Genomic DNA, 23196 nt, shown 5'->3' on the forward strand with positions numbered 1-23196 from the left:
TCCGTTCGATCGGGCCGGCACAAGGGCGGCGGAAATTCCTTTTGCCAACGGAGGCCGGGGGATCGGGCCGGTCCCGGGCCCGCTGGGCCGGCCTACGACCTTCGTCCCCGATCCGCTGCGGAGCGGATTTCCGAATGCCGCGGTGCGGCGGTCGACTCCCGTGCCAGGACTGGCGGATACGCGTCAACGGGGGTGTTCTCCGGCGGTGGGGGCATCGGGCTTTCCCTTGTCGGTGACGAACACTAGGGTCTGGGGGCTGTGACCACGAAAGAGCCCGGTGACGACCTGTGGGAAGAGTTCGTCAGGGAATTTGCGAAGAACAACGCCCCGCACGAGCCCAGTGCCGTCGAACGTGCTCAGCAACAGCAACAGCAACAGCAACAGCAGCAGCAGAACCGGGCGCGACGGCGGCCGGGGCGGTGGCTGGTGCTTCCGGCGGCGGCGGTTGTGCTGGCGGCGGTGGGCGGGGTGGCGTACCTGACGCGGCCGGCGGAGCGGGGGGCGGCCGTCGCGGCCGATCCGGTTCCGTCGGTGACGGTCTCGGCCCCGGTGTCGACGGGCCGTCCCTCGACGGGTACCCCCGCGGCGGCGGCGTCGGCGGGCGTGGTGGCCGGGGCGCCGACCGCCGCGATACCCCTGTCGGTCTTCCCGGAGAAGGTGCAGGGGTACGCGCTGGTGGCGAAGGCGGCGAACCCCAGCTGCACGGGCGACAACATCGTGGGGGCGACCCTCGCCGACCTGATCGCCCACGGGCACGGCTGCCTCGGAGTCGACCTGGCGCTGTACAAGGACGCCGACGGCAACCAGTACAACCTGGTGCTGTTCACCATGAAGGACCAGACCGATGCCGTCCTTCTGATGTCCGTGCTGGCCAGCAATGCCGACATCTACCAGGTCGCCGTCCAGCTCCCGCCCGACGACTCCGGCCTGCGTCCGCTCCCCGCCGACAGCGGGATGGTGCAGAACTTCGCGCTCGCCGGCCACGGCCTGCTGGTCGGCATGGCCCAGTGGTCCGACGGCCGCACCGCCGACTTCGACAAGCTGTCGGCCCGGCTCGCGCCGCTGACCGACGCCGTCATGCGAGACATTCCGGCCTGACGGGAGGGTGGGGCATGCGACCGGTCGGCGACCCCGAGTACCGCGAGATCGACGCCGAAGGCACGGCGGAGGAGCTCTCGGCGCCGGCGGCCGCGGTGGCGGCGAGGCAGGGGTGTCTCGGCGTCGAGGGAGGGCAGTTGGCCGGGGTCGAGGTGGTCGGGACGGACGGTCCGGGGTGCTGCTGAAGGTCGATGCCGGGCGGCGGGTGCCGGTGATAGGTGGGGACACGGCCGGGCGGGAGGCGCTGGCGGGGGAACTGCGCGCCATGGCGTCCATGGCGGACGGCGGCCACCTGCACCTCGACCACTACCCCGGGCACTGGCCGGCCGAGGGCTCGGTGGCGCTGGTGATCAACAGCCCGCACGGTGAAATGCCGCGGCGGTGACCGACCGTCAACTCGGCTGAACCGCAGGCCGGGTGGCGCCCCGCCAGGCCGCTTCACCGGGAGCCCCGGAGCCCCGGAGACGGGAAGACCCGGAGTTCCGGAGTTCCGCGGTTCCGGGCTTCCCGGTGAAGCCGTTGGGTGGCGTCAGCGGGCGAACTTTTCGACGGCCTCCGGGGTGACGGGGGTGAAGAAGTTGACGAGGTTGCCGTCGGGGTCGCGGAACAGCAGCGACCGGTTGCCCCAGGGCATCGTGGTGGGCTCGTTGACGAAGTCGGTGACGAATCCGGTCAGGTTCCGGTGGACGCGGTCCACGTCGTCGACGAGGAACTCGATGATCACGCTGTGGTTGTCCGCCGGGCGGGCGGAGCCGGGGGCGAACAGCGGGACGGTGCGGGTGCCGGCAATCGCGAGGGTCGCGCCCGCCGTGGTGAGTTCGGCGAAGTCCTCGGTGACCCGCTTCGCCGGTGTTCCGGTGGCGCGCTCGTAGAAGTCGACGAGGCGGGCGACGTCGCCGGTGATGATGCGGATCGAGACGAATTCCATGGAAATCTCCTTGGCCGTGCTGAAGGCGTGCACGTCGCAGGCTAGGAGAAATAGTGGACAGAATCGGTCCGGTATTCGAGTTAGGCTGCGGACATGTCCCGACCCACCGGCCGCGTGCTGACACTCCTGGAGCTGCTGCAGTCGGGCGGCACCCGCACGGTGGCCGAGCTCGCCGACCGCCTCGGCGTCGAAGGGCGCACCGTGCGGCGCTACGTGGACCAGTTGATCGACCTGGACGTGCCGGTGGAATCGGTGCGAGGCCGCTACGGCGGGTACCGGCTGGCGCCCGGGTACCGCCTGCCGCCGCTGATGCTCGGCGACGACGAAGCGCTGGCGGTGCTGCTCGGCCTGGTCGTGGGCCGCCGGGCGGGGCTCGCGGCGGCGGAGCGCACGGCGAGCGAGACGGCGTCGGCGAAGATCCGGCGGGTGCTGCCCAAGCACGTCGCCGGTCGGCTCGACGCGCTTCTGGAGACTCTCGCCTTCACGGACGGGCCCGGCGAGCCGGAGCACCCCGACGCCGGGATCCTGCTCACCGTCGCCGACGCGGTGCGCCACCGCCGACCGGTCTCGATCCGCTACACCGACCGTGACGGACGGCGCAGCGAACGCGTCCTGCACGCGTACGGGATCGTCGCCCACTCGGGCCGGTGGTACGTCACGGGCCGGGACGACGGGGCCGGCGAGGACCGGACCTTCCGGCTCGATCGCATCGCGGCCGCGAGGACCCTGCCCGGCTCGTTCGAAGCGCCGGCCGGGCCGGACCCGGTCCGGCGGGTGCTGTCGGGATTCGCCACCGCCGCGTACGGGCACGAGGTGACCTTGCGGATCCACGGCACGGCCGAGCAGATCCGCGCGCAGCTCCCCGCCGCCGTGGCGAGCCTGGCGGAGCACGAACCCGAAACCGGCCGGGACCTCGCGGCCGAGCGCTGGTGGCGGGTCGAGCTCCGGGTCCAGCAGCTCGACTGGCTGCCGCGGACGCTCGCCGCGCTGGACCGGCCGTTCGTCATCGAGCGCCCCGACGAACTCCGCGACCTCGTCGCCGCGCTCGCCGACCGCCTCGCGTCCTGCGCCCGCCGAGCCTGACGGCGAGGCATCAACGACTGCCCGCACGACCGGCCGGGCCGCGGATCGGCGATGCTGGTGCACATGCGTGCTGCCCGCCTGATCCGCATGGCCCTCCTGCTGCAGTCCACTCCTGGCCTGACCGCCGCCGAACTGGCCCGGGAGCTGGAGGTCTCCGAACGGACCGTCATCCGCGACGTCCAGGCGCTCCAGGAGGCCGGGATCCCGGTCCGGTCGGAACGCGGCCGGGCCGGCGGCTACCGGCTCGCCCCCGGGCATCGCACCCGCCTCACCACGCTGCACCCGACCGAGGCCGAGACCCTCTACTTGTCCGGCCTGCCCACCGCGCTGCGCGACCTCGGGCTCTCCTACGCGGCCGACACCGCCCGGCTGAAGCTCTCCGCGACCCTGCTGCCCTCGCTGCGGACAGCCGCCGAGTCCTCGGCCCGGCGCTTCCACCTGGACGCGCCGGCCTGGTTCCGCGAGCCGTCCACCCCCGAGCTGCTGCCGGAGCTGGCCCGCGCCCTCTGGGCGGACCGCGTGGTCGAGTTCGGCTACACCCGGCCCGGCCGCGAGCCCGGGGCGGCCCGCCGGGTGGAGCCGTACGGGCTGGTGCTGAAGGCGGGCGTCTGGTACCTGGTGGGCCGGATCCCCGACGCTGCGAGCACCGCCTTCCGGACCTACCGCGCCGACCGGATCACCGCACTGCGCACGCCTGCTGACGGCGCGTTCACCCGCGACGCGGCCTTCGACCTGGCGGCGTACTGGCAGGAGCACAGCGCCCGGTTCGCCCGCTCGCTGCTGCGTGCCACCGTGACGGTGCGGCTCACCCCGGCCGGCGTGCGCAGGCTGCCCGAGGTCACCGACCGGGGGGCGGCCGGGCGGGCGCTGGCCGCCGCCCCGCCGCCGGATCCGGACGGCCGCGTCACCCTCGAACTGGCCGTGGAGTCCGACGAGATCGCGTTCGCCGAACTGGCCTCGCTCGGCGCGGAGGCCGAGGTGCTGGCCCCGCCCGCGCTCCGCGCCCGCTTCGCCGGGCAGGCCCGGCGCCTGGCCGCGCTCTACTGCGACCCGGGGCCGGGCGCCGGGAACGTCGCCGAGAACGCCGTCGGGAACGTCGCCGAGAACGCCGTCGGGAACGTCGCCGAGAACGCCGTCGGGAACGTCGCCGAGAACGCCGTCGGGGCCGCTGTCGGGAACGCCGCCGGGAACGCCGTCGGAGTCCCGGACCGGGTTCCGGGCCGGGTTCCGGACGGCGGCCCCGGCGATCGTCAGCGGTAGTCCTCCGCCGAGACCGGATCCCCCTGCTCGCCCCGCTCGCCCACCGCGTCGAAGTACGCCCAGCCGTCCGGCCTGCTGCCGTCCACGTCCGTGATGCCGTAGACCCGGGCGAGTTCGCCGCTGGAGGTCGATTTCTGGTTCCACCGTTCGGCCCGCCGCGGGTCCGCGGCCAGCGCGGCCACCCCGCGGGCGAGGTACTGCGGCGATTCCGCGATCGCGAAGGTCGGCTCGACGGCGACGACGTCCCGCCAGTTCTCCTCCGTCACGCCGAAGTGCGCGAGCATCTGCTCGGAGCGCAGGAAGCCCGGCGTCACGCAGACCGCCGCACCGCCGTACTCCGCCAGCTCCTCGCCCAGCCCGAAGGCCATCCGGATCGGCGCGTTCTTCGCCAGGTCGTAGTAGAGGTTCTCCCGGTACCGGCGGTTGGTCACCGCCGTGCCGTCGGTGACCTCCACCAGCAGCGGCGCGGCCGACCGCACCAGGAGCGGCAGGCCGAGCGCCGCCGTGATCACGTGCGAGCGCACGCCCAGTTCCAGCAGCCGCAGCCCGTCGGCGAGCGGCGTCTCCCAGCTCTTCTTCCCGAAGATCGAGTCGATCGTCAGGCGCTCGCCGCCCCACAGGTCGTTGACCAGGACGTCGAGGTGCCCGTGCTCGTCCTCGATCCGCCCGAACAGCGCCCGCACCTGCCCCTCGTCCAGGTGGTCGGTGGGCACCGCGATCCCCACCCCGCCGGCCGCCGTCACCAGCTCCCCGGTCTCCTCGATCGTCTCGGTCGCCCGACCCACCTCACTCACCCGTTCGCGAGTCGTCCGCCCGGTCACGTAGACCGTCGCCCCGGCCCTGCCCAACTCCACCGCCAGTGCCCGGCCCGCACCCCTGGTCGCCCCTGCCACCAGGACGATCCGGCCCGCCAGCGGGCGGGCGGGCAGGCTGTCACGGGACGGGACCTCGTTCGTGTTCTCCATGCCTTCAACGATCGGCGCCAAAGATGACAGAACCCGTCACCTTTTATTCCTTCACGACTCGGACACGGAATCGACACCGGCGGCGGTGGCGTGCGGCGGGGTGTTGTCCCGGAGCCGGCCGGTCGTCAACTCGGCCGAACCACAGGCGTGGTGGCGTGCCGCTCGGCTAGGGTGAAGGCGCTGCGGGCAAGGGCGGGGAGGCGGCGCGGTGCTTCCGAGTACGGTTGAGCAGTTGGTCATCCTGGTGGCGCTGATGCTGCCCGGGATCTTCTACCAGGCCGTCTCCGACCGGCTGCGCGGGCCGCAGGCCTCCGAGCAGGAGCCGCAGAACCGCGCGCTGCGGGCGATCGCGATCAGCGGGCTGCTGGACGCGGTGTACGCGGTCGTCGCGGGGCCGTGGCTTGCGCGGCTGCTGAACGAGGGCGACGGCGGGCCGCTGGCCGGGGTGCTGCGGCATCCGCGGCAGGCCGGGCTGGCGGTGCTGCTGCTGGTCGTGCTGGTGCCGGCCGGGGCGGCCTGGGCAGCGGCGGCCGTGCGGCGGCGCCACGAGCGGGCGCGCTACGAGCCGACGCCGACGGCCTGGGACTTCCTGTTCGCCGACCGCGACCCGTGCTTCGTCCGGATCAGACTCAAGGGCGGCCTGTGGGTGGGGGGTTGGCTCGGCTCGCGGTCGGCGGTGTCGGCGTTTCCGCAGCCGCAGGACATCTTCCTGGAGTCGCAGTGGCGGCTGGGCAGCGACGGGACGTTCCTCGGCCGGGTGCCCGGCAGTGCCGGGGTCTACGTCAAGGGCAGCGAGGTCGAAGTACTGGAACTGCTGGCGCCGCCCGCACCGGGGGAGGCGCCGGTACCGGTCGCACGGAGGGGGCAGGGCGATGGCAGCGGCACGGGACGGTCGGAGCGACCCGAAGAAGCGCAGCAGGGATGACGAGCCGTCGGCGGAGAGCCTGATCGAGGAGTACGGCAGCCGGCGGATCTTCCGGATCGGCGCCGGCGCGGCCGAACCCGACCAGGGCCCCGAGGGCGCCTCGGGCACGGCGCAGAGCGACAAGCCGGAGGGCGGGAGGCCGGAGAGCGGCGGCGGCCCCGAGCCGTCCTGACGGCCCGCCCGCTACGGCCCGATGTGCATGTGCGCGGCCCACAAGTGCGGTGCGGGCAACAGGCGTTCGCGCAGCGACCGGACGGCGTGGTGCAGGGCCAGGGCCGGATCGAACGGCCGGTCCGGCCGCGGGCCGAGTGCCCGGCCCGGTGCGGCGTCCTCGTGCAGCGTGGCGTAGAAATCGGCGGTGACGCTCCGGGCGATCCGGTCGGAGACGCTCCACAGGGTGCCGATGACGTGGGTGAACCCGGCGAGCTGGAACGACGGCGCCAGGTGCACCGCCTCGTCCGGCAGGTCGAGGCCGCCCTGCGAGGTCGAACAGGCGGAGAGGAAGGCGAGTTCGGCGTCGGCGGGGCGGCGCGCGGAGAGGGCGAGGGCGCTCAGCCGGCCGTCGTGGAGGATCAGCCCGCTGTTCGACGGGCTGGCCGGGTCGCTGACGCCGTGACAGCAGAAGTGCACCCAGGAGTGCCGGTACAGCGCGTCGCGGACCCGTTCCACGGTGGCCTGCCCGCCGTCCAGCCGCAGCCCGGCGGGGAACAGTTCGGCCACCAGCGCCGCCTCCGGTTCGGCGCCGGGCAGCGGGGGGCCGCCCGGCGTCTGCGCGAGCGAGACCACCAGCGGGGCGGGGCGGCGGCGGGGCGGGCCGGCGGCGGAGCGGCGGCGGGCCCGCAGCAGGGAACGCAGGGTCGGCGTGTACGAGGACACCACCCGGTCCATCACCCAGGTGCCGGGAATCCCCCGGCCCTTGCCCGCGGCGTGCAGCGGCAGGAACGCCAGCCGGCCGGTCGGGCACCACCACAGCCGCGGCCACTCCTCCCCGTCCAGGGGAGTGCCGCGCAGGCCGAGCCGGTCCAGCACGGGCGCGGCCACGGCGTCCCACAGCCACTCCAGCAGGGAGCTGTGCAGGCTCATCGTGTGCCGGGCCGCCGCCACCCCCTCGTCCCCGTACGCGGCGTCGATCAGCCGCTCGGTGAAGGCCTGCGCGGCCACCGCGACCTCGACCGGGGTGACGTCCGGCAGCGGCAGGACGTCGATGCGAGGCCGGCCGCCCGCCGGGGCGAGCAGCACGAGCGCGTGCGAGCCGTACTCGCTGACGTTGACCACCACCACCGGGCCGCGCTCCGCCGTCGAGAGCAGCTGCGGGGTGGTCGGCGGGCGCAGGAAGTCGTCCAGTTCGGGCAACGCCCGGATCTCGTCCAGGAGTTGGTCCCAGCGGCGGGACAGGGCGTGGCGCTCCTCGGCGTCCCGCAGCGCCGCCGCTCCCGCTCCCGCCGCACCCGCTCCCGCGGCGCCCTGGGCGAAGAACGCGTCGGGCGCGTCCGGCGCGGCGAGGGGGTGCTCGCGGCTCAGCCGGTCCCGGATCCGTTCGAACTCGGCGGCGCGGGCCGGGTCGAGCTCGCGCAGCCGGGACAGGTCGCCCTGGTTGTCCAGGCCCTGCGCCAGCAGCACGCCCCGGCCCTGTTCGAGCAGGGCCAGCGCCCGGGCGGGGTCGCCGGCCCGGATCGCCAGGGCCGCCGCCGCACTGGCCAGGCCCCGGCCGGACGCCAGCCGGTCCTCCTGGTCCAGCCGGGCCAGATGACGGGGCGCCACCACCGGCAGCAGCGCCACCGCGTGGGAGAAACCCCGCAGCGCCTCCGCGGACCGCCCGGTGCGGGCGGCGATGCTGCCCCACAGCTGAGCCGCTTCGAGCCGGGTGTGCGACGGGAAGGCCGGATCCTCGGCGGTCCGCCGGATCAGCCGGACCGCCTCGGCCAGGTCGACCCGGTCGCCGTACGAGGCCCGCCGCAGCTGTGCCAGGGCCAGCGCCTGCCGGGCCAGGGCGCCGGCCGGGTCGGCGCCCGGCGGGTGGTCGGCGAGGGCCTCCCGGGCCGCGGCGGCGGCCCGCCGCAGGGCCGTCCGGGCGGCGCGCTCGGGGAGCAGGTTCGCGAGGTGGAGGCCAGCGTGGGCGAGCCGGGCCAGCGCCAGCGTGCGCAGCGGGTGCGGCGAGCCGAGGTCCGCGACCAGTTCGTCGAGCCGCCGGACCGCCTCGGTGGTGGCGTCGAGGTCCGAGTCCGCGCGGGCCAGCCCGTACCGCAGCCAGGCCAGGTTGAGCGCGGCCCGCTCCCGGGCCGGCGGCATGCCGGTGAGTGGGGCGGCGGCCTCCTCCAGCAGGGCGAGGGCCTGCTCGCGCAGGGCGGCCTCGCCGGTGGCGGCGGACAGGCCGATCAGTGCCATGGCGAGGTTGTTCAGCACCATCGGGCGCAGCGCCGAGGACGGGCCGGTCTGCTCCAGCGCGGCGCGGAAGACGGCCGCGGCCTGGAGCTGCCAGCTGCGGTCGCCCGTCCGGTTCGCCCGGTCGAACAGCGCGACGCCGAGGTTGGTGAGGGCCAGGCCGCGGTTGTTGTGGGTGTCCGACGGGACGGAGACGGCGGCCTTCAGCAGGTCGAGCGCGGCGTCCAGCTGCTCGGCCGAGCCGGACTCGGCGGCGGCCGACCACTCCAGGTAGCCGAGGTCGGCCTGCACCGGGGCCCGGTCCGGGCTGCCCTCCGGCAGCCGGTCCAGCGCGGCCCGGCAGCAGGCCGTCGCCTCGGCGCGCAGCCGCGGCTCCGGCCGGTAGCCGTGCAGGTTGGCGAGGCAGGTGGCGAGCCCGCTGAGGGTGACCGGGTCGGGGTCCGGCTCGGTCAGCGCGATCGCCTCGCGGTGGCACTCGACGCCGCGCTCCAGGTGCGCCGGGTCGCCGGTGAGGTGGAAGCGGAGCCGGAGGTTGCGGCCGAGGACGGTCAGGTGGTCGGCCCGATTCCCGTCGGGCGCGGACAGTGCCTCGGCGAGGAGGTCGGCGGCCCGGTCGAGTGCGGTGGTGTCCGAGCGCATCCAGGCGAGCGAGGAGAGCAGGCCGGCGAGCAGGTCGACCAGCTGCGGCCGCCGCGGGTCGCCGACCGGGACCAGGTCCAGGGCCTGTTCGAGCGGGCCGACCGCGCCGTCCACCAGCTGCTCCGATCCGCCGTCGTCGGCGAGGCCCAGCGCGGCGGCGCCCAGCGCCGAGCGGTGGAGCACCCGGTCGGCGGCGGGGCACGCCCGGTCGGCCGCCACGACGGCGGTCAGTACCCGGACGCCCTCCGCGCGCGCGGCCGGGTCGTGGGTGTCCTGTGCGTGCCGCAGCCAGTGGGCGCCGAGCCGGTACTCCAGGTCGATCCGCCGCGGGTCGCCCGCGGGCAGCAGCGTGATCGCCCGCCGCATGGACGCGACGGACCGCTGCCAGCCGTCCCCGTCCCCGCCTTCGTTCCCGTGCTCGCGGTCGCGCTCGGCCAGCCAGGCGCGGGCCGTCCCGAGGGAGAAGCGCACGTCCGCCTCGAAACCCGGTCCGGGGGACGGGAGTCGGAGGCACTCCCGGTAGTGGTCCAGCGCTTCGGCGGCGCGTTCGTCCCGCCCGTCCTGCCCGGCGGATTCGAGCAGGAGGTCGGCCAGGTGCCGCAGCGCCTGCGCGCGTTCGGCGGACGCGTCCGGCAGTTCCGCGACCAGTCGGCGCAGCAGCGTGAGGGCTTCGCCCGACGGGTCGTCACGGCCGGCGGCCGCGGCCTGCATTCCCCGCAGGTTCGCCAGGGTGGAGCCGCGTTCCGTCCGGACCGCCGGCATCGACGGCGGGGTCGCCTCGAAGCTCTCGGTGGCCCGGGCGACGGCCGCCGCCAGGTCCGCCGGCCGATGATCCGTCAGGTAGCGCCTGGTCAGGGCGAGGGCGAGCAGCAGCCGGGCGTTGCCGTACACGGCGTCGGTCGGCGCCGGGGCCAGCTCGGCCGCGTCCCGGGCGGCGGCCAGCGCGAGCGCGGTGGCGTCGGCGTCGTCCACGGGCGCGGACCGGAGCAGGACCAGGCACAGGTTGGACAGGTACTGGGCCCGCAGGCCGTCGACGGGTGCGGCGGCGACGGCCTGCCGGCACAGTGCGACGCCCTCCGTGCGCAGCGCGGACCCGGATTCTGCCGCGGTGCCCGTCGGGGCCTGCGCGATCAGCACCACGCCGAGGTAGCAGAGCCGTTCCGCGTACCCGAGGCGGTCCGCGAGCCCGGTGGCGGCGGGGTCGGCGGCGCGGAGCGACTCGCGGAGCAGCTCGACGGCCTCCGGCAGGGCGGTGTGGTCGCCGAACAGGACGGACGCCTGGGCCAGCGACAGCCCGAGTTCGTTGCGGTGGCCGGCGAGTCGGGGATCGTCCGGCGGGCACAGGCGCAGCGCGGTGCGGATCTCCGAGACGGCCTCCCGGAGCGGGCCGTCGGCGAGGGTGGCGTCGGACCAGAACCGCAGCGCGGTGGCCAGGGCGGCGTGGCGGCGGGCCTGTTCGCCGGGCCCGTCCGGGACGGCGGCGACGGCGGCGCGGCCGACCCGGACGGCTTCGGCGAGCGAGGGCAGGTGGACGCGGTCGACGTGGTCGTTCAGCAGGGCGACGCCGAGCGCGGACAGCACCTCGCCCCGCAACGGCGCGTCCGGCGGGCACCCGGCCGCCGCGCGGCGCAGCAGCCGGACCGCCAGGGCGGGCACGCCGGGGTGCCGCCACCGGTGGAACGCGACCATCATCGCGGCCCCGGCCGCGTGCGCCCGGCCGACGCCGGGCCCGGCGTCGGCGGCGACCTGCTCCCCGTCGGCGACCGCCAGGACCTCGGCGAACTCGGGTGCGACCCGCTCGGGCGCCCCGCGCCGGACCGCCAGCAGGCAGAGCAGTCCCTCGCCGAGGAGCGACGGGTCGCGCTCGCCGCCGCCCCAGAAGGCGAACAGGTCGCTGTAGCCGAGGACGAGGGCGTGGTCGAGGGGGAGGTCCGCCGCCGGGGGCACCCCGGCGGCGCGGAGCACGGCCGCCGCCGCGTGCGCCTCGGGGGTGTCGAACCATTCGGCCTCCGCCGGGTCGAGCCGGTCGGCGAGCAGGGCGAGGGCCTCGTCGGTGTTCACAGCCGGCCGCTCTCCTCGGGGATGTCGTCGGCGACCAGCAGCACCAGGTCCTCCCGGGTCGGCGCGGCGGACCCGGCCAGGCGGCGGGCCTGGCGTTCGACCATCTCCTCCAGCAGCGTGCGGGCGTCGCGGGCGTTGGCGGGGTCGCCGCGCAGCTCGCGGCGGGTGAAGCGTTCGACGAGGCGGTCCGGGATGTCGGGGGCGAGGCGGTAGGTGTGGCGTTCGGCCTCGCGGTCGACGATCTCGGCGAGTTCGGACGGGTCGTAGGGGTCGAACTCGAGGATGCGGGAGAACCGGGAGCGCAGGCCGGGGTTGGAGTCGAGGAAGGCCCGCATCTCCTCGGTGTAGCCGGCGGCGATGACCACGACGTCGTCCCGGTGGTCCTCCATCAGTTTGGTGAGGACGTCGATGGCCTCCTGGCCGAAGTCGCTGTTGGCGCCGAACCGCCGGGCCAGGCTGTACGCCTCGTCGATGAACAGCACGCCCCCGGAGGCGCGTTCGAAGGCCTGACGGGTCTTCTGCGCGGTGTGCCCGAGGTACTCGCCGACCAGGTCGCCGCGGGCGACCTCCACCAGGTGACCCTTCTTCAGGGCACCGAGCGCGGCCAGGATCTGGCCGTACAGCCGGGCCACGGTGGTCTTGCCGGTGCCGGGCGGGCCGGAGAAGACCAGGTGGTGGGCCCGGGGCGGCGGCGGGAGGTCGGCGTCGGAGCGCCACCTGGTCAGCCGGAGCAGGTCGATCTGGACGTCGACCTGCCGTTTGGCCTCGGCGAGGCCGATCATGCGCTGCAGTTCGGCGACCGGGCCGGCCTCGGGCTGGAGGATGTCCTGCGCGGTGGCGCCGGTGCGGACGTTCTCCAGCAGCACCCGGTCGTTGGAGACCACCGCTTCGCCGGTGCAGCCGGTGACCTCGCAGTCCGTCAGGCTGCCGTACACGTTGTCCTCCAGGCAGATGCCGTCACCGCCGGCGCCGTGCACCCGGACCCGGGTGAGGACCACCTGGCTGTTGTTGCGCGCCCGGACGGCCCTGCCCCGGGTGCCGGAGATCTCCAGGCGGTCGATCTCCACGGTGGTGCTGGTGAGGGCCAGCAGCCCGACCTCGCCGGCCTTCGTGACGGTGCAGTCGTGGGCGGTCAGCCGGGAGTCGTCGCGGCAGTTCAGGCCGAACAGGCCGGGGCGTTCGACGACGAGCTGTTCGGCGGTGGCGCGTGCGGTGTTCTCCAGCAGCAGCCCGGAGCCGGCCGCGTCCGAGATGACGGCGCCGACCAGCCGGACCGTCACGCCGGTGCCGACGCCGCGCACGCCGTACTGGCAGCGCTCCAGGCGCAGTTCGGCGAGGTCCACCACCGAGCCCTCCTGGATCTCGACGGCGCTGTCGGAGTGGTCGTGCACCCGCAGCCGGGTGAAGTTGCCGCGTGCCTTGTGCACCTGGACGCCGGTGGCGCCGAACGCCACCGCGCAGTCGTCGACGGTGGGGACGCCGCCGGAGGCGACACCGATGCCGTGCCGGCCGGCGTTCTCGATCCGGCACCTCTCCAGGCGCCCGCGCCCCTGGTCCTCGACCAGCACCCCGGTGTCCCGGCAGTGCGCGAACAGGCAGTCGCGGACCTTCGGGTCGGCGCCCCGCGCGAGGTACAGGCCGACGGTGGCACCGCTGACGGTGGTGTCCTGGACGGTGCCGTGCGCCTGGTGGTCGAAGGCGATGCCGGTGGCGTGCGCCTCGTCGATCCGGGAGCCGAGGATCTGCACCGCGGAGTGGTCGCCCACGGCGACGGCGGTGTCGCCGGTGCCCCGGAACTCGCAGCCGCGGATCTCCGCCGTCGAGCCGGTCACGTCGATGCCGCGGCCCCGGCTGTCGGTGACCGTGCAGTCGGTGACGGCGGCCTTCGCGCGGTCCTTCAGCACCAGCGCGTGGCCCCGGGCGGAGCGGAACGCGGTGCGCTCCAACGTGCCGGTGGCGCCGGCGAGTTCGGTCCGGCCGGCGAGGATTTCGCAGTCCCGCACGATCAGTTCGGCGCCCTGCCCGGCGAGCAGCGCGTGCTCGCCGGGCCCGTCGATCCGGCAGTGCCGCAGCTCCAGCCGGCCGGTGACGGCGACGGCGGCCGGGCCGCGGCCCTCTACCGTCAGGGAGTCGAACGTGACATCGCCCGCGCACTCCACGGCCGACTGCTCGGGGGCCTCGATCACCACCTGGCCGTCGCCGGCCGCCCCCACCAGCTCCACGGTGCCGGACAGCACCAGCGGCCCCGCCTCCCGGTACCGGCCCGGCTCGATCAGCAGGCGCAGCGGCCGGTCCGACGGCGCGGCCCGCAGCGCCGACGCGAGCGTGCGGTGCGCCGCGCCGCGGCCCTGGCCGACCCGGACGGTGACGGCCTCGCCCGCGACGGACTCGGCCCGCCGGGTGTGCCCGGTGAGCAGGTTCGCGCCGTACGGGGTCAGCGCGTTCACCAACTGGGCCGGGAAGACGGCGAGTCCGTGCATCTGGTTGAGGACCGGCGAAGTCAGCGGCAGGAGCCGGACGGCCTGCCCGTCGGCGCGGAACGGCCAGTGCGGCAGCGGCGCCGGAGCGTCCGCCCCCGGGTTGAGCCGGGCGAGCACCGACGTCACCGCGAACCGCTGCCCGGCGCGCGAGACGGTGTGCTGCCCGGTCTCCAGCGAGGCGATGTCGGACCACGGCACGGCCCGCTCCCGGCCGCCGACGGCCACCACGACGCCCCGGCTCTCCACCCGCAACTCGCAGCTCCGGGACAACCGCAGGACCAGCCACCGGGTGCCGATCGTGCCGAACACCACCAGGGTGAGCAGCACCAGGACCGGCTGGAACGGGGCGAAGTCGCCGAGCCGGCCCATGGCGAGGAGGACACCGACGATCACCGCCATCAGCACCAGCCGGAAACCGCGCAGCAGCGCCCGGCCCGGCCAGGACAGCAGCGCACCGGCCGCGAACACCGACGCCCCGCCGGGGCCGTCCGGCAGCCGGGTCGTCCCGCCCCACCGGTCGGACAGCCGCGGGACGAACAGCTCGTCGAGGCGCTCCACCGGCACCGCCAGCGGCGCCAGGTCCAGCAGCACGCCCTGCCACGGCGCCGACCAGCGCGGCGAGCCGCGCCCCGACAGCCCGGCCGGGCTGCCCAGCGAAGTCCGCACCAGCAGCGAGCCCCGGAAGTGCGGGGCCTGGTAGGCGGCCACGAACCCGCGGACCGGCAGCACGCACACCCCGTCCACCGCGTCCCACGGCAGCCGCACCTTCCGCAGCCCGCCGCGGAGTTCGAGATACCCGGGATCGAGCACCACCGTGACGGGCGCCCACACCCGCACCGCCTGCCGGACCAGCACCACCGCCCACACCGCGGCCGCCAGGGCGTCGACCAGCAGCGCCTCCGGCCGCACCGTCGCCCCGGCGAACACCGGCAGCCCGCAGCCGACGAACCCGCCGACCGCGACCAGCGCCACCGCCACCCGCCGACTCCGGTACTGCGACGAAGGCCGCAGCCGCACCTGCTCACTCTCCTGCGCCATCGCGCCCCCCGGGAACCGCCGACCGTCCTCCCGGTCCATCAAATCAGCGAACTCCGGCCGGTCGACGCCGATTTGGCGATTCCGCCCGAGCCGGGGGCCGGCGGCGGCCGAGGGATGCCCCGCTTTCTGGTCGGGCGTCAACACCGCCCGCACCACCCCCACTTGGAGACTGGTCAACGGCCGCCCCGGTGGCCAGCATGGGTACGCGCAACGCCCGAGTCGTCCCGCACCGCCCAGGAGGCCCCCTTGTCGCACGCCCCGAGCCGGCCGAGCCAGTCCTCCGGCCCGACCGGCACCCCGCTGCTCGGCGACACCGTCGGAGCGAACCTCGCCCGCGCCGTCCGGGCCTTCCCGGAGCGCGAGGCACTGGTCGAGTGCGCCACCGGACGGCGCTGGACGTACGCCGAATTCGCCGCCGACGTCGACGCGGTGGCGCTCGGGCTGCGCGCCAGGGGCGTCGGCCGGGGCGACCGGGTCGGCATCTGGGCGCCCAACCGCGCCGAATGGACGCTCACCCAGTACGCCACCGCGAGACTCGGCGCGATCCTGGTCACCGTCAACCCCGCCTACCGCTCGCACGAACTGGAGTACGTGCTCAACCAGGCGGGCGTGCGGCTGCTGGTCGCCGCCCGGCAGTTCAAGAGCTCCGACTACGCGGCCATGGTCGACGAGGTCCGGCCGCGCTGCGCCGCGCTGACCGACGTGGTGCTGCTGGACGGGCCGGACTGGGACGGGCTGCTGCTGACCGGCCGTCAGGAGGACCCGGCGGTGCTGGCCGGGATCGAGCAGGAGCTGGCCGCCGACGACCCGATCAACGTCCAGTACACCTCGGGCACCACCGGCTTCCCCAAGGGCGCCACCCTCTCGCACCGCAACATCCTCAACAACGGTTACTTCGTCGGCGAGTTGTGCGGCTACACCGAGCAGGACCGGATCTGCCTCCCGGTGCCGTTCTACCACTGCTTCGGCATGGTGATGGGCAACCTCGCCGCGACCTCGCACGGCGCCTGCATGGTGATCCCCGCGCCGGCGTTCGACGCCGGCGCCACCCTGGCCGCGGTCGCCGCCGAGTCCTGCACCTCGCTGTACGGCGTGCCCACCATGTTCATCGCCGAGCTCGCCGACCCGCACTTCGACAGCTACGACCTGAGCAGCCTGCGCACCGGCATCATGGCCGGCGCGCCCTGTCCGATCGAGGTGATGAAGGACGTCATCGGCCGGATGGGCATGACCGAGGTGTCGATCTGCTACGGCATGACCGAGACCTCCCCGGTCTCCACCCAGACCCGCGCCGACGACTCGATCGAGCGCCGGGTCTCCACCGTCGGCCGGGTCGGGCCGCACCTGGAGGTCAAGGTCGTCGACCCGGCCACCGGCAGCACCGTGCCGCGCGGCACGACCGGCGAACTGTGCACCCGCGGCTACTCGGTGATGCTCGGCTACTGGGGCGAGCCGGAGCGGACCGCGGAGGTGATCGACCCCAACGGCTGGATGCACACCGGCGACCTCGCCGTGATGGACGAGGACGGCTACCTGAGCATCACCGGCCGCAGCAAGGACATGGTGATCCGCGGCGGCGAGAACCTCTACCCCCGGGAGATCGAGGAGTTCCTGTACACCCACCCCGACGTGCTCGACGTCCAGGTGATCGGCGTCCCCGACGCCCGCTACGGCGAGGAGCTGATGGCCTGGGTGCGGATGCGCGAGGGCGCCCGCCCGCTCACCGCCGAGGCGGTGCGCGAGTACTGCACCGGCCGGCTCGCCCACTTCAAGATCCCGCGCTACGTGCACGTGGTCGACGAGTTCCCGATGACCGTCACCGGCAAGATCCGCAAGGTGGAGATGCGCGAGCAGGCGGCGCGGATGCTGGAGGACTGAGGGCCGGGGCCTGACGGGTCGTCGGGGCGCGCGTCCGTCCGGCGCAATCCGCGGCGATGGCGGCACGGCGGGGGACGATGGGGGAGTGCCCGCTCTCGCCGTCCTGCTCGCCGTGCTCGGCGCGGCCTCCAACGCCGCCGGCACCGCGTTCCAGCGCAAGGCCGCCGCCGCGGTCCGCACCGGCGGGGGCTTGCGGTTCCTGCTCAGGCTGGCGCACGACCCGGCCTGGCTGGCCGGCATCGCCGGGGTGTGCGGGGCCGCCCTGTTCCAGGCGCTGGCGCTGACCTTCGGTCCGCTCGCCCTGGTGCAGCCGGTGTTCGTGCTGGAGCTGCCGTTCGCGCTGCTGATCGCCGCCCCGCTGCTGCACCGCCGGCTGCCCCCGGCCGGCTGGGCCGGGGTCGGCGCCGTGGTCGGCGGCCTCGCCCTGTTCCTCGGCAGCGCCGCGCCCTCCGGCGCCACCGACCAGGCCCCGATGACCCGCTGGGTGCCGGTGCTGATCGGCTGCCTCGGCCTGATGGCGCTCGCCGTCCTGGCCGCCCGCCGCCGGCGCTCCCCGCTGTTCCGGGCCGCCGCGCTGGGCAGCGCGGCGGCCGTCGGCAACGCGCTGACGGCCGCCCTGCTGAAGTCCGCCACCGGCGCCTTCGCCGACCACGGACCCGCCGCGTTCTTCACCGCCTGGCAGACCTACGGCTTCGCGCTCACCGGGATCGCCGCCGTCCTGCTGCTGGAGAACGCCTTGCAGGCCGGCTCGCTGGCCGCCTCGCAGCCCGCCCTCACCATCGGCGACGCCGGCCTCAGCCTGCTGCTCGGCGTGGTGCTGTTCGACGAGACCGTGCGCACCGGCTGGTGGCTGCTGCCCGAACTGGTCGCGCTGGCGGTGGTGGTGGGCGGCGTGCTCACCCTGGTCCGGGCCGTCCCGCACGTGCACGAGGTGATCCGGTCGAAGAAGTGAGCCCGCCGCCCGAGGTGACGTCCGGTCAGAAGACCAGCTTCCAGCCGTCGAGGTAACCCGAGTCGCCGCGGTACATGTCCTGGACCTTCAGCTGCCAGGTGCCGCTGGCGGGCTGGGCGGAGGCGTCGACCGTGTAGGTCTCCAGGACGTTGGCGGCCGAGTCGCCGATGTTGGCCTTCTTCAGCGAGTACACCTGGCCGTTCGGGCCGACCAGGTCGATGGCCAGGTCACCGCGCCAGGTGTGCTTGATGTCCACCGACACCTTGAGGTCGCTCGGCGCCTGGCCGGCCAGCCCGGTGACGGCGATGTCCGAGAAGATCGCCGGGCCCGCGTCCGGGATCGGCGTCTTCGTGTTGTTCGCGACGACCGCCCGGGCGACCTTCCAGGTGAACGTCGTCGTGGTGCGCCCGTTGTGGGAGCCGATGGCGGTCACGGTGACGGTGTAGGTGCCCGGCGTGGTCGGGGTGCCGGTGATCTTGCCGGTGACCGGGTGCAGCTTCAGGCCGTCGGGGAGGCCGGTCGCGTGCAGGGTGACCTGGCCGGGGTTGAAGTTGGTGGCCTGGATCTGGAGCTCGGCGGGCACGTCGACCGCGGTGACCTGGTCGGCGACCGGGGTCAGCATGATGCCGCCGACGACGCGCGGGCCGACGTTGATCCCGGCCCAGGCGTTGGCGGTGTTCATGTACGTGGCGCTGGTGGGCCCGTACAGGTCGGCGGCGGCCTTCAGGGTGGCGGTGCGGGCGGCCGCGTAGTTGGTGGACGAGGTCATGTAGGTGGTGAGCGCCCGGTACCAGATCTTCGCGGCGGCGTCCCGGCCGACCCCGGTGACCGGCAGGCCGTCGGCGGTCGGCGAGTCGTAGTTCACGCCGTTGATGGTCTTGGCGCCGCTGCCCTCGGCCAGCAGGTAGAACAGGTGGTTGGCCGGGCCGGAGGAGTAGTGGACGTCGATGGAGCCGAGGTCCGGGGACCAGTAGTCCCGGGACTTGCCGTCCTTGGAGGGCTTGTCCATGTAGCGCAGCGGGGTGCCGTTGCTGTTGATGTCGATCTTCTCGCCGACCAGGTAGTTGCCCGGGTTGTTGGGGTTGTTCGCCCAGAACTCGATGGCGGCGGCCATGATGTCGGAGGTCGCCTCGTTCAGGCCGCCGGACTCGCCGCTGTAGATCAGGTTCGCGGTGTTCGAGGTGACGCCGTGGGTCATCTCGTGCGCGCCGACGTCGATCGAGGTCAGCGGCTTGACGTTGCCCGCGCCGTCGCCGTAGGTCATGCAGAAGCAGCTGTCGGACCAGAACGCGTTGACGTAGTTGCTGCCGTAGTGGACCCGGCTGTACGCGCCGACACCGTCGTTGCGGATGCCGTTGCGGCCGTGGACGCTCTTGTAGTAGTCCCAGGTGAGTTGGGCGCCGTAGGCGGCGTCCACGGCAGCGGTCTGCCGGTTGGCGACGGTGCCGTCGCCCCAGGTGTCGGTCGGGTTGGTGAACAGCTTGATGGTGGAGCTGGTGCCGTTCAGGTCGTACGTGCTGTGGCCGCCGCGAGTCGGGTCGGTCATCGCGAAGCCGCCGCCGGCCGCCGCCGAGGTGCCGATGGTGACCTGGCCGGAGTACTTGCTGTTGCCGATGCCGGTCTCGATGCCCTGGTACTCGGTGATCTTCTTGCCGGTGTTCGCGTCGGTGATGACGTGCAGCTCGGACGGCGTGCCGTCCTCCTGCGTGCCGGTGACGACGGTCTCCCAGGCCAGCGTCGGGGCGCCGGACCGGGCCCAGACCACCTTGCGGGTGTCGTCGGCCGAGGGCTCCGCGACCTTCTCGGTCCCGGCGCTCTCCAGCGCCAGGCCCTTCGCCACGTCGGCGCTCGCCTTCTCGCCGGTGTCGACGGCGATGTCCGCCTCGGTCGCCTTGTCGACGCCCGCGGTGGAGCCGTCCGGGGCGGTGTGCACCACCAGGTCGCCGCCGAGCACCGGCAGCCCGGCGTAGGTGCGCTCGTAGCGGGTGTGCACAGTGCCGTCGGCGTCCTTCAGCACGGACTTGACGACCAGTGCCTCCTGCGACCCCAGGCCCAGCGCGCGGGCGGTCTCCGCCCGGGACGCGTCGGCGGTGGCCAGCAGCTCGCCGCGCTCCGCGGCCGACAGGTCCACCGGCAGCGCGCCGGCGATGGCCTGAACCTCGGCGGGAGCCTGGGCCGGGGTGTCCTCGGCGACGGCGACACCGGACGTCAGGGCGGCCGCGACCATCGCGGCGCCGGCGATCAACGCGCCTGCGGTGGTGGACTTTCGGGTCGATCGAGTCACACTGAACTCCTTCTGCGACGGCCGCGTGGGTACGGCCGGAGTCAGCCGGGCGGGCAGGGATGGAGCCGCTCGGTAGAGCTGGTGGTTCGAGTGGGTGGAACGGTCTGCGACGTGCTCGCCGCACGGGTGGTGCGCATGCGTCTGTGAAGGGCGTGTGCGGCGATGGGACGGTAGAGTGCCAGCTTTGTTGAGGACGCGTCACCCGTGCGGCAACAAGTTGGCCGAAACGATTCGTTGTCGACGTAATGTCGAGGTAATCCGCCGCCGGAAGACAGGCAAAGCGGAAGAAAACAGACGGGAGCCGGGGACGGCCCCACACCGTCCCCGGCTCCTCTTCCCGCGCTCCCGGACGGGCCCCACACCCACCGAGAGCTCTTTCCCGCCTCCGGACGGACCCCCACGCCCGCCGAAGGCTCTACCGCTACGCGGCGGGCGTGATCAGCCCGTAGTGCCCGTCGTAACGGTGGTACATGACGTTGCCGCGGCCGGTCGCGGCATCGGTGTAGAACACGAACGGCATCCCGCTCAGGTCCAGCCGGGCCCGGGCCTGCGCGCCCGTCAGGCAGGGCACCGTCAGCCGGCTGACCACCAGCCCCGGCACCGGGTGCGGCAGCGGCCCGGTCGAGGCCAGCCGGTAGCCGCCCGCCGCGCCCCGGTACACCAGGCTGTCGAAACCGCTCTCGGCGTCCGTGAACAGCTGGAAGTCGTAGTCCATCGCCTCCAGTTCGAACACCGCGTCCAGCGCGCCCAACCGCGCCCCGCTGTAACTGCGGTGCCGCACCAGCCGACGGTCCTCCGGCTCACGGTGCCGACGCTGCGGACGGTGCTCCGGGTCCAGGCCGTCCGCCCAGCCGAGCGGCGTCCGGGCCGGGCGACGGTGGTGACGCAGCCGGGCGATCCGCGACACCAGCCGGTCCTGGAGCAGGTCGATCGCCTCACGCATGGTCGCCGCCGCGACGTGCGCCCGCACCGGACGCCCGTTGACGTCCACGGTGGCCTGGGCGAGCGACGGCCGGGCCATCGCATGGTTGGGCTCCTGCACCAGCCGCACCCGAACTCCGAGCACCGGCTCGTCCAGCCGGCCCAGCACGGCCGTGATCTTCACCCGCGCATAGTCGGGGGCGCCGGCCGAAACCTCGCCGCGGGTCTCCACCAGCACCTCGGCGACACTACGGGTCTGCAGACGGTTCATCAGAAACTCCTTTCCCGATGACTCCAGCCTGCTCCCTCGCCCGCGCCGCGCAGAGGGCCGAACGGTCCACCTCCGGGAGCCGACGGGCCCTGCCGGGGGCAGGACGGTCGGCCGCCGAGCGCGGCCCGTCGCCTGACGAGGCGTCAGTCGCCGGTCGGGTCCTGGTCGTCACGGGCTTCCTTCCCGGCTCGGCGCTCGGCTTCGCGTTCGGCTTCGTGTTCGGCTTCGTGCTGGGATCTGCTCCCGGTTCGGTGCTTCGTCTCGTGCCCGGGCTTGTTTCCGGTTCGGTGCTTCGTGTCGTGCTCGGGCTTGTTTCCGGCTCGGTGCTCCGCCTCGTGTTCGGACTCGCGGCGGGTTTCGCGGTGGTGTGCGCGCACCCGCCACGCCAGCAGGGCCACGACCACCACCACCGCCACCGCGATCGCCAGCGAACGGCCCACCGTGCCCTCCACCCGGGAGTACGCCGAACCCGCGAAATACCCGAGCAGCGTGAAACCCACCCCCCAGAGCACCCCGCCGATCGCGTTGAACAGCAGGAACCGGGGATACGGCATCCGCGACACCCCCGCCAGCGCCGGCATCAACGCCCGGAAGAACGCGACGAACCGCCCCAGCAGCACCGCCACCGGACCCCGACGGCGAATCAGATCCTGCGCTCCCTCGACCCGGTCCGCATGCTTGCGCAGCGTCTTCGTCCGCAGCACCGACGGGCCGAGCCGGCGCCCCACCTCGTACCCCGTCGAGTCGCCGAGGATCGCGGCGGCCACCACCACCAGCACCATCCAGCCCAGCGACACCTTGCCCTGATGCGCCAACAGGCCGCCCAGCACCGCGGCCGTCTCGCCCGGCAGCACGAACCCGAAGAACAACGCGTCCTCGGCGAACACCAGGGCCCCCACCACCGCGTACACCACCGGACCGGACAGCCCGCGCAGCCAGTCGGTGACCGCGTGCACCCGGACCACCTCGCTCCCGGCTCGCCCACGGTCCGGCCCCCACCGTAGCGCCGGGCCCGCCACCCGCCGCAGAACCTGCCTCCCGGGGGGCGCGTCGCATGCCCCCGATGGGCGAGACTGGGGCGGTGACCGCGAGATCCCTGGCCAAAGGCAGCAACCTCCCGATCGACGTGCCCGCCGTGCACGCCGACCTCAGCTGGACACCCGCACCCGGCGTCCCCGAGCTGACCGCCGCGGCGCTGCTGCTCACCGCCGACGGACAGGCCCGCGACGCAGGCGATCTGATCCTCCGTCATCGACCGCCGCACCGATCGGGGGCCGTCCTGCACCGCGGCCGCACCGACACCTCCGTCGAACGGATCGAGGCCGACCTCCACGCACTCGACGCCCGCGACACCGACGTCCACCGCGTCCTGCTGCTCGCCACCACCGACGGCGACGCCACCTTCGCCAAGGTCCCCGACCTGACCCTGCTGATCTCCGACGCCCGCACCGGCCTCCCCCTCGCCCGCTTCACCATCGACGCAGGCCGGGAAACCACCCTCATCGCCGGCGAGCTCTACCGCCACAACGGCCGATGGAAGTTCCGCGCCGTGGCCCAGGGCTGGGCCAACGGCCTCACCGGCCTGGCCACCGCGTACGGGTTCACGCTGCCGACGGGGACGGGGACGGGGATGGAGGCGGCCGGTGGTCGCGGGCCGTCCGAGGTGCAGGTGGGGACGGAACCGGGACGGGAGCCGGGGTTGCGGCCGGAGCTGGCCGACGGGCCCGGGCTGGCGGCGGGTCAGGTGCCTGGGTCCGCCTCGGAGGTGAGTGGGCCGGAGCGGGTGCGGGCAGTCGGGCCTGGGGCGGTGCCGGGGTCGGGTGCCACCGGCGGTCTCACGGTGCCGCGCGAGGCGGCGGTTCCGCTGTCCGGGCCTGCCTCGAAGGTTGAGTCCGGGCCTGCGGTGGGTGGGCCGGAGCGGGTGCGGGCAGTTGGGCCCGGGCCGGTGTCGGAGCCGACGGGCGCCACCGGCGGTCTTACGGTGCCGCGCCCGGCGGCGGGCCCGGTGCCTGGGTCTGCCTCGGAGGTGGG

The 23196-nt window shown here is 74.3% G+C and carries 17 protein-coding genes; 10 read left to right on the plus strand and 7 right to left on the minus strand.

Going from position 1 to position 23196, the window contains the following annotated elements:
• The first annotated feature begins 258 nt into the window (after positions 1-258).
• Genes ACIQF6_RS23055 through ACIQF6_RS23065 form a run of 3 tightly spaced genes read left to right on the plus strand, consistent with a single transcriptional unit; the run spans position 259 to position 1483 of the window.
• Entirely contained in the window at positions 259-1098 is an 840-nt protein-coding gene (locus tag ACIQF6_RS23055; RefSeq protein ID WP_400897896.1) for a hypothetical protein, read from the plus strand.
• A gap of 14 nt (positions 1099-1112) precedes the next feature.
• Complete coding sequence (locus tag ACIQF6_RS23060; RefSeq protein WP_400897898.1) at positions 1113-1283, plus strand: hypothetical protein; 171 nt, start codon at positions 1113-1115, stop codon at positions 1281-1283.
• A complete protein-coding gene (locus ACIQF6_RS23065) occupies positions 1274-1483 on the plus strand; it encodes a hypothetical protein (protein ID WP_400897900.1) in 210 nt (69 codons plus the stop codon). The genes ACIQF6_RS23060 and ACIQF6_RS23065 overlap by 10 nt, the downstream gene beginning before the upstream one ends.
• 144 nt (positions 1484-1627) lie before the next feature.
• Here the strand turns inward: ACIQF6_RS23065 and ACIQF6_RS23070 are convergent, their stop codons facing one another.
• A complete protein-coding gene (locus ACIQF6_RS23070; RefSeq protein ID WP_400897902.1) occupies positions 1628-2026 on the minus strand; it encodes a VOC family protein in 399 nt (132 codons plus the stop codon).
• Between the two features lie 93 nt (positions 2027-2119).
• On the opposite strand from ACIQF6_RS23070, the gene ACIQF6_RS23075 reads away from it, so the two are divergent.
• Together ACIQF6_RS23075 and ACIQF6_RS23080 are read left to right on the plus strand one after the other, a co-directional pair.
• Complete coding sequence (locus tag ACIQF6_RS23075; RefSeq protein WP_400897904.1) at positions 2120-3109, plus strand: helix-turn-helix transcriptional regulator; 990 nt, start codon at positions 2120-2122, stop codon at positions 3107-3109.
• A 63-nt stretch (positions 3110-3172) separates the two neighbouring features.
• The gene (locus ACIQF6_RS23080) at positions 3173-4369 is read left to right on the plus strand and encodes a helix-turn-helix transcriptional regulator (RefSeq protein WP_400897906.1); all 1197 of its coding nucleotides are present in this window, start codon (positions 3173-3175) and stop codon (positions 4367-4369) included.
• Here ACIQF6_RS23080 and ACIQF6_RS23085 read toward each other — a convergent pair.
• Complete coding sequence (locus ACIQF6_RS23085) at positions 4360-5334, minus strand: SDR family oxidoreductase (RefSeq protein ID WP_400897908.1); 975 nt, start codon at positions 5332-5334, stop codon at positions 4360-4362. The genes ACIQF6_RS23080 and ACIQF6_RS23085 overlap by 10 nt on opposite strands.
• Positions 5335-5542: 208 nt before the next feature.
• Here ACIQF6_RS23085 and ACIQF6_RS23090 point away from each other — a divergent pair, with 208 nt between their 5' ends.
• The gene (locus ACIQF6_RS23090; RefSeq protein ID WP_400897910.1) at positions 5543-6259 is read left to right on the plus strand and encodes a DUF6338 family protein; all 717 of its coding nucleotides are present in this window, start codon (positions 5543-5545) and stop codon (positions 6257-6259) included.
• Positions 6207-6431, plus strand: a complete 225-nt coding sequence (locus ACIQF6_RS23095; protein WP_400897912.1) for a hypothetical protein — start codon at positions 6207-6209, stop codon at positions 6429-6431. The genes ACIQF6_RS23090 and ACIQF6_RS23095 overlap by 53 nt, the downstream gene beginning before the upstream one ends.
• A gap of 11 nt (positions 6432-6442) precedes the next feature.
• On the opposite strand, the gene ACIQF6_RS23100 is transcribed toward ACIQF6_RS23095, so the two are convergent.
• Entirely contained in the window at positions 6443-11341 is a 4899-nt protein-coding gene (locus ACIQF6_RS23100) for a CHAT domain-containing protein (protein WP_400897914.1), read from the minus strand.
• Positions 11338-14859 carry a right-handed parallel beta-helix repeat-containing protein gene (locus ACIQF6_RS23105; protein WP_400897916.1) on the minus strand — a complete coding sequence of 1174 codons (3522 nt, stop codon included), beginning with the start codon at positions 14857-14859 and terminating at the stop codon, positions 11338-11340. The genes ACIQF6_RS23100 and ACIQF6_RS23105 overlap by 4 nt, the downstream gene beginning before the upstream one ends.
• A gap of 246 nt (positions 14860-15105) precedes the next feature.
• Between ACIQF6_RS23105 and ACIQF6_RS23110 the strand changes: the two genes are divergently transcribed.
• Together ACIQF6_RS23110 and ACIQF6_RS23115 are read left to right on the plus strand one after the other, a co-directional pair.
• Entirely contained in the window at positions 15106-16737 is a 1632-nt protein-coding gene (locus ACIQF6_RS23110; RefSeq protein ID WP_400897918.1) for an AMP-binding protein, read from the plus strand.
• 85 nt (positions 16738-16822) lie between these two features.
• Positions 16823-17689 (plus strand): DMT family transporter, encoded by an 867-nt coding sequence (locus ACIQF6_RS23115; protein ID WP_400897920.1) that lies wholly within the window; start codon positions 16823-16825, stop codon positions 17687-17689.
• A 25-nt stretch (positions 17690-17714) separates the two neighbouring features.
• Here the strand turns inward: ACIQF6_RS23115 and ACIQF6_RS23120 are convergent, their stop codons facing one another.
• From ACIQF6_RS23120 to ACIQF6_RS23130, 3 genes are all read right to left on the minus strand, one after another.
• Positions 17715-19916: a M4 family metallopeptidase gene (locus ACIQF6_RS23120; RefSeq protein ID WP_400898344.1), complete on the minus strand. Its 2202-nt coding sequence runs from the start codon at positions 19914-19916 to the stop codon at positions 17715-17717.
• A gap of 478 nt (positions 19917-20394) precedes the next feature.
• On the minus strand, positions 20395-21165 hold the full coding sequence (locus tag ACIQF6_RS23125; protein WP_400897922.1) for a sigma 54 modulation/S30EA ribosomal C-terminal domain-containing protein: 771 nt from the start codon (positions 21163-21165) through the stop codon (positions 20395-20397).
• A 143-nt stretch (positions 21166-21308) separates the two neighbouring features.
• A complete protein-coding gene (locus ACIQF6_RS23130) occupies positions 21309-22121 on the minus strand; it encodes a DedA family protein (protein ID WP_400897924.1) in 813 nt (270 codons plus the stop codon).
• Positions 22122-22246: 125 nt separating this feature from the next.
• Here ACIQF6_RS23130 and ACIQF6_RS23135 point away from each other — a divergent pair.
• Positions 22247-23196, plus strand: a 950-nt coding sequence (locus ACIQF6_RS23135) for a TerD family protein (RefSeq protein WP_400897926.1), incomplete at its 3' end; no start/stop codon positions are given.

The sequence above is a fragment of the Kitasatospora sp. NPDC092948 genome (assembly GCF_044754805.1).
Lineage (GTDB): Bacteria > Actinomycetota > Actinomycetes > Streptomycetales > Streptomycetaceae > Kitasatospora.

Bases quoted from the DNA above. Each gene is read 5' to 3' on its own strand.
- ACIQF6_RS23060 (WP_400897898.1), top strand. From the start codon at position 1,113: ATGCGACCGGTCGGCGACCCCGAGTACCGCGAGATCGACGCCGAAGGC.
- ACIQF6_RS23070 (WP_400897902.1), bottom strand. From the start codon at position 2,026: ATGGAATTCGTCTCGATCCGCATCATCACCGGCGACGTCGCCCGCCTC.
- ACIQF6_RS23075 (WP_400897904.1), top strand. From the start codon at position 2,120: ATGTCCCGACCCACCGGCCGCGTGCTGACACTCCTGGAGCTGCTGCAG.
- ACIQF6_RS23080 (WP_400897906.1), top strand. From the start codon at position 3,173: ATGCGTGCTGCCCGCCTGATCCGCATGGCCCTCCTGCTGCAGTCCACT.
- ACIQF6_RS23085 (WP_400897908.1), bottom strand. From the start codon at position 5,334: ATGGAGAACACGAACGAGGTCCCGTCCCGTGACAGCCTGCCCGCCCGC.
- ACIQF6_RS23095 (WP_400897912.1), top strand. From the start codon at position 6,207: ATGGCAGCGGCACGGGACGGTCGGAGCGACCCGAAGAAGCGCAGCAGG.
- ACIQF6_RS23105 (WP_400897916.1), bottom strand. From the start codon at position 14,859: ATGGCGCAGGAGAGTGAGCAGGTGCGGCTGCGGCCTTCGTCGCAGTAC.
- ACIQF6_RS23120 (WP_400898344.1), bottom strand. From the start codon at position 19,916: ATGGTCGCGGCCGCCCTGACGTCCGGTGTCGCCGTCGCCGAGGACACC.
- ACIQF6_RS23125 (WP_400897922.1), bottom strand. From the start codon at position 21,165: ATGAACCGTCTGCAGACCCGTAGTGTCGCCGAGGTGCTGGTGGAGACC.